The organism is Deltaproteobacteria bacterium, from assembly GCA_016874775.1.
Classification (GTDB): Bacteria; Desulfobacterota; Binatia; order Bin18; family Bin18; genus VGTJ01.
Window position 1 is genome coordinate 1 of sequence record VGTJ01000243.1, and the last position, 6,787, is coordinate 6,787.

General features: G+C 51.9%; 8 protein-coding genes. 7 read left to right on the forward strand and 1 reads right to left on the reverse strand.

Annotation, left to right across the window (positions count from 1 at the left end; all coding sequences use genetic code 11):
- Window positions 1-404 precede the first annotated feature (404 nt).
- From FJ147_26170 to FJ147_26200, 7 genes are all read left to right on the forward strand, one after another.
- Window positions 405-1,061: a hypothetical protein gene (locus FJ147_26170; GenBank protein ID MBM4259373.1), complete on the forward strand. Its 657-nt coding sequence runs from the start codon at window positions 405-407 to the stop codon at window positions 1,059-1,061.
- A 346-nt stretch (window positions 1,062-1,407) separates the two neighbouring features.
- Window positions 1,408-2,451, forward strand: coding sequence for a hypothetical protein (locus FJ147_26175; protein MBM4259374.1), 1,044 nt, complete (start codon window positions 1,408-1,410; stop codon window positions 2,449-2,451).
- A 109-nt stretch (window positions 2,452-2,560) separates the two neighbouring features.
- Window positions 2,561-2,839, forward strand: coding sequence for a hypothetical protein (locus FJ147_26180; GenBank protein ID MBM4259375.1), 279 nt, complete (start codon window positions 2,561-2,563; stop codon window positions 2,837-2,839).
- A 21-nt stretch (window positions 2,840-2,860) separates the two neighbouring features.
- The gene (locus tag FJ147_26185; protein ID MBM4259376.1) at window positions 2,861-3,112 is read left to right on the forward strand and encodes a hypothetical protein; all 252 of its coding nucleotides are present in this window, start codon (window positions 2,861-2,863) and stop codon (window positions 3,110-3,112) included.
- Window positions 3,113-3,124: 12 nt separating this feature from the next.
- Window positions 3,125-3,523 carry a RidA family protein gene (locus tag FJ147_26190; protein ID MBM4259377.1) on the forward strand — a complete coding sequence of 133 codons (399 nt, stop codon included), beginning with the start codon at window positions 3,125-3,127 and terminating at the stop codon, window positions 3,521-3,523.
- A gap of 65 nt (window positions 3,524-3,588) precedes the next feature.
- Window positions 3,589-4,041 (forward strand): dehydratase, encoded by a 453-nt coding sequence (locus tag FJ147_26195; GenBank protein ID MBM4259378.1) that lies wholly within the window; start codon window positions 3,589-3,591, stop codon window positions 4,039-4,041.
- A gap of 10 nt (window positions 4,042-4,051) precedes the next feature.
- Window positions 4,052-5,737, forward strand: coding sequence for an amidohydrolase family protein (locus FJ147_26200; protein ID MBM4259379.1), 1,686 nt, complete (start codon window positions 4,052-4,054; stop codon window positions 5,735-5,737).
- Between the two features lie 78 nt (window positions 5,738-5,815).
- Here FJ147_26200 and FJ147_26205 read toward each other — a convergent pair whose 3' ends face one another.
- Entirely contained in the window at window positions 5,816-6,382 is a 567-nt protein-coding gene (locus FJ147_26205; protein MBM4259380.1) for a sterol desaturase family protein, read from the reverse strand.
- Window positions 6,383-6,787: the final 405 nt, after the last annotated feature.

Genomic DNA, 6,787 nt, shown 5'->3' on the forward strand with positions numbered 1-6,787 from the left:
TTACCCGCTGTCATCGCTGTCAGAGTATAGAGGAATTAGTCAATTTAGTCTTTGCTTGGCTGCAAAAACGCCGGTCCTTCCCGGTGGAACGTCAGGTGTATGCGCTTCCCCTCGCCGCCTAGCACTTTCCATCGAGTGAGTTTCTATTTACATTACTCAGGCTATTACCCCATTAGTACATTATTATGAGGATAAGCAGTTTGCACGATCTACATGTCGCGAACATGCAACGCAGAAGAGGGTCATCCAAACTGCCCCTCAATCGCGATAGCATAGGAACGGGATTGATCGCAAGCATTTATTTGAAGAGAATGCTGCTTCGCGTTATCGTCGGATAGAAGGATTTTTCCGCTCTCATCTTGAGCATTGTCCAAACCCGCCGCAGCGACAAAAGGAGTGATGATATGAGGACAGCTCTGAACGATGTGAAACTCTTCAAGCCAGGAGCCCCAAGCCGTGAATTCAAAGAGTTGCTGAGTGTCTTCCCAGAGAGTCATTTCGCACAGTTACTGGAGGAAGGGTTTCACTTCTATCACACCACTTTTTGGTATCCGTTGGAGAGGGCGCCCGAGAATATCTTTGAATCCATCGCCTCCAGTTTGAAGCCGTTAGCGAATCCAGCGGCCAACGTAATCGGTGTTGAGTGGTGGTTCAGCGTTCTGCTGACGAACGCAACGCCACAATGGCTCCTTCCTTATCACTTCGACCGCAACGACCTTGACGAAAAAGACTTGCACAAACTGAAGTACCCAGACCGATCGAGTGTGCTTTTCCTGAATACGGTTCCGTACGGTGAACTTGTTGTGACAGACCAGGTCCTCACGGAGAGAGGAGCACGCCCCAGACAACCGCAGGAGATGCGTTTCATCCGTCCTAGCCGCAACCAGTATGCTGTTTTTCCGGGCAACTTGCATCACGGAGTCATTGGTCGCATGTGGCGGCCGGTCAAAACGACGAAGTTACGCATCTCGATGGCAGTCAATTGGTGGACCGAGCAGCCGAAGGCCTCCTATATTCATGACTCGCGCGAAAGTGTGGCCGCGTTTCGGTTGCGTACTTGAGTCTCGATAGGTTTCCAGCCATTTCTTTACGCGAACGCTTTCATCTTCTGCGCAAAACCGCGTATGGCGTTGATCACTGCCCCATGATCGCTGCTCAGTTGAATGTCGAATTTCATAGGTATCCTTTCCTCTCGGTGCCAGTGTAGATAACGGCCCTAACGTATGAGCGAGGGGTGATGCAAGATGCGGAGAGGCGCTCGCCGCTAGGCACGGGGCGCTGGACGGAAAAGAATTTCCCAGTTTTCCCAGAGCCTAGCGCCCAGCGCCCAAAGCCAAATTCCTCAAACTCTTGACTGCCTCATAGCGAGATGTGTACAGATCATTGCAACATTGCGAGGGAAAATACATGCGATTTAACTCCGAGGCTATTGATGTTGCCGATTATCATGCAGCGGTAGAGTTATTCTTCGAGCGCGGCTGGACAGATGGGCTAGCGGTGGTGCCACCTACTGAAGAACTGGTCGAGCAGATGATCCGTACTTCTGGACGAGCACCACATGAAGAGCTTGGTGAGATCCCACCCGCCCAGGGAATCGCCACAATCGAGAAACTCGCCATCAATAGCGTCATGGCAGGATGTCGGCCGGAATACTTTCCCATCGTCCTCGCTTCAGTTGAAGCGATGCTTGAACCTGAACACAATCTCAATGGCGTACAAACCACGACACACTGTTGTGTACCGCTGGTGATCGTCAATGGACCCATCGCCACACAACTGAACTTCAATGCTGGGGATGGCGTATTTGGCGGCGGGTTTCGTGCCAACGGAACTGTTGGTCGAGCAGTGCGACTGCTTCTCTGGAACCTCGGGGGGAACATTCCAGGGGAAGTCGATAAATCCACCCAAGCGCATCCAGGCAAATGGAGTTACTGCATCGCCGAGAAGGAGGAAGCGAACCCGTGGGAACCACTCCATGTTGAGCGTGGAATCGCCAAAGGGAAGAATGCTGTCACCGTCTTTAGTTGTGAAGCGCCTCACTCGGTGTTGTGTTACGGGACCGTCAAACAGATGTTAGCCTCATTGGTTAGCTCGCTCACAACACTGGGAAGCAACAACGTCCATGCTATGGGCGAGACGTTGATTGTACTCAACCCTTGGCACGCCCGGCAGTTTCATCAAGAGGGCTGGTCTAAGCAAGATATTAAGATGTACTTATGGGAACAGGCGCGAGTGACCGTCGGCCAGATCAAAGCAGCGGATGCCATCGGCATGGCCGGACAATTCTGGCCCAAGTGGATTGATCGCGATGACGATAATTTTCTCGTGCCGATCACTGCTCGCCCCGAAGACATTCACCTCATGGTCGCTGGTGGCGATACGTATTTTGCCGCAGTCTGTCCTGGATGGGGAGGTCTTGGCGGGTTTGCGGTAACGAAAGAAGTGCGGTAGCACTCAGTTGTCAGTGTACAGCTTTCAGCAGGAAGATGATGATGGCAGATCTTTTGTGTCCGGCTGATGGCTGAGTCCTGACGGCTGACAGCTTTGAAAGGAGAGGAACATGCGAGTCTTAAGTCCAGTCGGTGAACGACGGAAGTTTGCCGAGAAGAAACTTGATAACACCGCGAACGGGTTCACCATCGGCTTAGTGAACAATGGCTTTGGCGATAAGATCGCAGGAGCCTTCTTTACCCGGTTACAAGAATTGTTAACCGCCGAAGCAGGCGTTGCCGAAGTCCGGGTTTGGCAAAAGCCAGTGTTCACTCGTCCCTCACCGGATAAGCTTATTGATGAGGTAGCGACAGCATCGCACAAAGCGATTGTCGGCCTCTGTGCGTGAGGGTCGTGTACGTCGGGCTGTATGCTCGACTCAGCCAAACTGTGGAAACGAGGCGTCGCCGCAGTAGCGATTTCATTCGATACGTTCCTGGTCGCAGCAAAAGACCAGGCAAAAGCCATGGCTATGCCGGATATTCCGATTGTCGTGATTCCTCATCTCAAAGCAGGAGAAACGCCGGCAGATTTTCGCACGCGAGCGGAAGCAGCGTATATGGAAATCGTCAAGCATCTCCAACTCGGACGACCAGCGTTACAGGCTGTCGGTGGCCGCTAGAAAGGACATCCTATGCCGAAACTCGAAGTGATCGATCCCTGGAATTTCACGAAGCGTTACACGTTTTCTCCTGCCGTAAGAAAAGGCAATCTCCTGTTTATTTCCGGTATGACCGCGACAGACAACAAGGGGAACATTGTCGGCGTCGGTGATATTGTCGCACAAACTCGTCATATCTTTGAGAAGATGAAAGAAGTTCTTGAAGCGGCGGGAAGCAACTTTGACGACATTGTGAAAACGGTGGACTACGTCACGACACAGGAAGGCTATAGAGGGACGGCAGATGTTCGGCGTGAGTACTTTAAGAACGGCTTTCCCGCAGCCACGGGTATCGTGGTGAAAGAATTGGTCCGCCCCGATGCGTTGATCGAGATTGATGCGATTGCCGTGTTGGATGAAAAGAAGGCGTAAAACGTAGTGCGTAATAGGTAACCTCCCTTCCTCCTTTTTCTTACGTATTACGTTTTAGGTGCTCCATGTCTACCTCAACCAAATACTTTGAAGACTTCCACCTCGGTGAAAAGTTCTCTATTCCGGCGAAGACCATGACCGACGCGCACTTTTTGCTCTTTGCTGGCATGACCGGAGACAATCACCCGATCCATTATGATGACGAATACGCCAAAACCACACGCTTCGGGAAGCGAGTTGCACATGGTCTCTTAGTGGCTTCGATGACAGCAACCGGCGCCTCTTCCTTATCGCCGCTGATCGAAGGCTCGATTATTGCCTTTGTTGAACAGTCCTCACGATTTCTGAAGCCGGTGCTCATCGGTGATACGATCGCGCCGGAACTAGAAGTGACAGAGTTAATTCCGAAGTCCGACTCCGGGCTCGTGCGTCTCACGACCCGCGTCAAAAACCAACGCGGAGAAATTGTCCTTGAAGGGGCTCATGCCTATCTGATTAAAAAACGACCAAACCTATAAAGGGGGGATTATGGCCTACGACCTATTGCTCAAAGGTGGCACGGTCATCGATGGCACAGGACGACCAGGATTCATTGCTGACGTCGCCATCACGCAGGACCGCATTACAGCGGTCGCACCGAACATCGCCCATGCACAGGCGACAACAGTCGTTGATGCACGGGGAATGGTGGTGTGCCCAGGTTTCATCGATCATCACACGCACTACGATGCGCAGGTATTATGGGACCCATTGGTCACCTGTTCGCCATGGCACGGGGTCACGTCGATCATCATGGGAAACTGTGGCGTGGGATTGGCACCATGTAAGCCGAAGGATCGAGAAGCGTTGGTAGGCGATTTGGTAAATGTCGAGGGCATGTCACTCGACGTTCTCCAGAAAGGCGTACAGTGGTCGTGGGAAAGTGTGACAGAATACCTCGATGCCATCGCAAAGAGCGGCTTAGGCATCAATGTTGGCCTGATGGTACCGTTATCACCGCTGCGACAATACATACTGGGCGATGAAAGCAAGGAACGTGCAGCTACAGAAAAAGAGATCCAACAGCTACGCGTGCTCTTCCGTGCAGCGATGGATGCGGGAGCGTTCGGCTTTTCGACGACAGTGTTGCCACAGCATTTAGGTTTTCAAGGCCGCCCTCTTCCCTGTCGCCTGGCCAGTCGCGATGAGCTTGCTGCACTCTCCGGCGTACTCAAAGAATTGAAACGTGGCTCGATTGAAATCGCGCTCACGCGCAGTCCAGGGATGTTGTCTGATGACGAATATGAGCTGCTAACGTTCTTGTTGATGCAAAGTGAACGTCCAGTCACTTGGCTGGGCTTGCTCCAGAAACCTGAAGCTCCACCGGACGCCTGGAAGGACGCATTGAAACGAGTCGTGCCCTTATTCGATCGCGGCTATTTACCACTCGGCCAAGTTCCCTGTCACTACAAGAGTGCTCGCTTCAGCCTTAAGCGGCCGTTTATTTTTGGCAACTTCGATTGCTGGAAAGTCGTCTTCGATCGCCCATTGGCTGAACAGAAGCAGCTCTATGCTAGTGCGGAGTTCCGTACCGCGTTTCGTGAAGAGATGAAACAACCTCGTCTGTTTACCGGCCAGTGGAACAACATGAGTGTGTTCACGGTCAACAGACCTGAACTCCGTCCACTGTTGGAAACCGACCTAGAGACGTTGGGCAAGCAACGAGGAAAAGATCCACTCGACGTATTTTTTGACCTCGCGCTAGAAGATAATCTTGATCTCCAGTTCCTCTACGAGTTTGGTCAGGTCAACCCAGAAATGCTTACGCATCCACATACCCTAGTCGGACTTTCCGACGGTGGTGCACACGCTGACATGCGTTGCGAAGCAGGCTACTCGACCTATCTGCTCGGAACGATCGTCCGGGAAAAGCAAATGCTGTCGGTTGAGGAAGCAATCCGACGATTGACGTCCGTGCCAGCGCAAGTGTTTGGTGTCCCGCTACGCGGGACTGTGGCTGCCGGGATGATTGCAGATCTCGTCGTCTTCGACCCAGACAGAATTGCCTGTGGCAAACAAGAGGCGGTTAACGATTTTCCTGGTGGAGGGCTGCGTTACATCGAGAAATCGAGTGGCATTGCTCACACGATTGTGAACGGACAATCGTTATATTCGCATGGTGAGCAGCAGAAGAGACTGCCAGGGCGGGTACTGCGGGCGAATGTAGATCAATAACGTTCAGCTACCAGCGGTCAGCTTTCAATTGCAGACAATGTCCGATTGAAAGCTGACCGCTGAACGATTTTCGTAAGATTACGCAGCTTCGGCTTTTTTCTGCTCAAAGGTTGGGTTTCTTGCCGGTAGTGGAACCAACGTTCCCATCACCCAATCCGCCAACGGCAACACGACGTTGAGGTTCTTGAACGGATACAGATGGTGATAGTGGTGATGAGCATTTAACCACTGAAACACCCAGGTGCGCTCAATCCAACGGTCCTGCGGCACATGCATACACCAGTGTAGCCACTCATAGAGGACGTAGTCGGTGACCATTGCCAACACCCCACCAATACAGGCTGGCCAGCCGAAAAAGTAGTACGCAAGAAACAGTAAGGGAGATTGGAGCAGAACGAGTCCTGGGGCATTCCACCAGGCAAAGGTTACTTTCTTTTTGTCTTCCTCACGCTGAAGATGATAGGAGTAATCAGCACGAAACAATCCGTGATGCGTCAACGCATGAGCCGTAAACGGATAATTCCATGCATTCATGTGCATAATGTATTTGTGCAACATCCACTCAAAGAAACTGGCATATGCAGAAAACACCACATAGCTCAGGACACCGGTTAGCAAGCTGGATAAGATAGTCGGCTCAGTCAACGCGCTCTCCCTTTCTTGGTTACAAAGGATCGCCTCGTTCTCATCTCGGGAGATGAGAACCTTGTCATCAAAACCCACTTGTCTGGGAAATCCAGGACTCTCGCGTGTTTACACGACAGCAGCGGAGGACGTCACAGTGAAGGGCTTACGTACAATTCCTTTGCTACCCACACCCACCTAAAACAACGATCTTCTGATCTATTCTCTCACAATCGGTCGTTCTTTTCCAAACTAAAGGCCGATGGCAAAAATGATCGGCTCCGGCTTTATAAAGAAAACCCCTGAGTCCCGCAACGGCCCCCACTATACCCATCCCTGTAAAGGTCGGTTGACTACCGTCGCATCGCCAGAATCCGCGCAGTCGATACGTGCGTTTGTTTTTTGCCACTCAGTTTGTGAGGTACT

What these genes read in the sequence shown, in the direction of transcription:
- FJ147_26170 (MBM4259373.1), top strand. Translation starts at nt 405, where the DNA reads ATGAGGACAGCTCTGAACGATGTGAAACTCTTCAAGCCAGGAGCCCCA.
- FJ147_26175 (MBM4259374.1), top strand. Translation starts at nt 1,408, where the DNA reads ATGCGATTTAACTCCGAGGCTATTGATGTTGCCGATTATCATGCAGCG.
- FJ147_26180 (MBM4259375.1), top strand. Translation starts at nt 2,561, where the DNA reads ATGCGAGTCTTAAGTCCAGTCGGTGAACGACGGAAGTTTGCCGAGAAG.
- FJ147_26185 (MBM4259376.1), top strand. Translation starts at nt 2,861, where the DNA reads ATGCTCGACTCAGCCAAACTGTGGAAACGAGGCGTCGCCGCAGTAGCG.
- FJ147_26190 (MBM4259377.1), top strand. Translation starts at nt 3,125, where the DNA reads ATGCCGAAACTCGAAGTGATCGATCCCTGGAATTTCACGAAGCGTTAC.
- FJ147_26195 (MBM4259378.1), top strand. Translation starts at nt 3,589, where the DNA reads ATGTCTACCTCAACCAAATACTTTGAAGACTTCCACCTCGGTGAAAAG.
- FJ147_26200 (MBM4259379.1), top strand. Translation starts at nt 4,052, where the DNA reads ATGGCCTACGACCTATTGCTCAAAGGTGGCACGGTCATCGATGGCACA.